Source organism: Niallia yueguangensis, from assembly GCF_052663115.1.
In genome coordinates this window covers 1-1,031 of record NZ_JBQTCX010000055.1, presented here as the reverse complement: position 1 = coordinate 1,031, position 1,031 = coordinate 1, and the positions used below count along the sequence as shown (strand labels likewise).

The following is a 1,031-nucleotide window of genomic DNA, read 5'->3' as shown; positions in this document are numbered from 1 at the left end:
CATGTGTTGCTTTTCGACGAGAAACACATCGGTGGGTCTTCTTTTTGTGCCATTGTGGATCTTTCCATTTCCTGTTCTTTTTAACCATTTCTGAGACTGTTCATTCCAAGAATCAATATTTTTAAACACTCTATTATTCATGAAATTATTTTTGATGAACTTTACCGCATTTTCTACTTTTCCTTTGCTTTCCGGGTCAGCTTTTCTGCAGAGTTTCACTTCAAATTTTATTTCATTTACAAATTGTTGAAATTCTTCTGTTAGTAAAATATCACCCTCATTCTCAGACACTACCATTAATCGATCCTGATCGTACAAAATTTCCTTTGAAACACCCCCAAATGCTTGAAAAGCATTCCTATGTGCAGCCACAACATCATTTGTTGTGAAAGGGCGATTTTGATACTCAATGTATTTGTATCTTGAATGAGCTAATACAAATACGATAAACATTAATTTAACCGGCTTACCATATTGGTTTTTTACCGTTTTAAAACCAAAATCAACTTGTATTTGTTCACCCATAGGCGGATCTGGAATTGCTTGGTAGTCCCTGGAACTAGTTTCTTTTGGGATCTCGTAATCCTCACGAAGGCCTCTTACATAACTTCTTACTGTACTTTCTCCCACCTTAAATTCTGGGAACTTTTCTTTTAGCCAGTCTTGAACTTGAGCTGCAGTTAAATCTGGATATTCTCTTAACCAATAAAGAATCAAGTCTTTATGTTTATCTAACTTCTTACTTCTTGTCATGGTTGATGCAGTCCATTCAGCCATTTCCTCCGGTGATTTTCGAATATACTTATAAACAGTATTTCTTGATATATTTAGTTTTCTAGCGATTGTTGAAATACTGTATTTTTGATTGAGCATTCCTCTAATTTCTATATACATTTCAAACTTATCCACCTTTTCAAATCCTCCGCCTTATCATAGAAGTTTAAAATCTATCATAAGGTGGGGAATCATTTTAGTAAATAAGTGTTCAATATTATTCGTTGTAAACTGTTCACTTTAGTTTAGCAGTTACA

At 33.9% G+C, this 1,031-nt stretch carries 1 protein-coding gene; it reads right to left on the bottom strand.

Annotation, left to right across the window (positions count from 1 at the left end):
- Nucleotides 1–909, bottom strand: a 909-nt coding sequence (gene istA / locus ACTYA4_RS22055; RefSeq protein ID WP_445505875.1) for an IS21 family transposase, incomplete at its 3' end; no start/stop codon positions are given.
- Between the last annotated feature and the right edge of the window lie 122 nt (nt 910–1,031).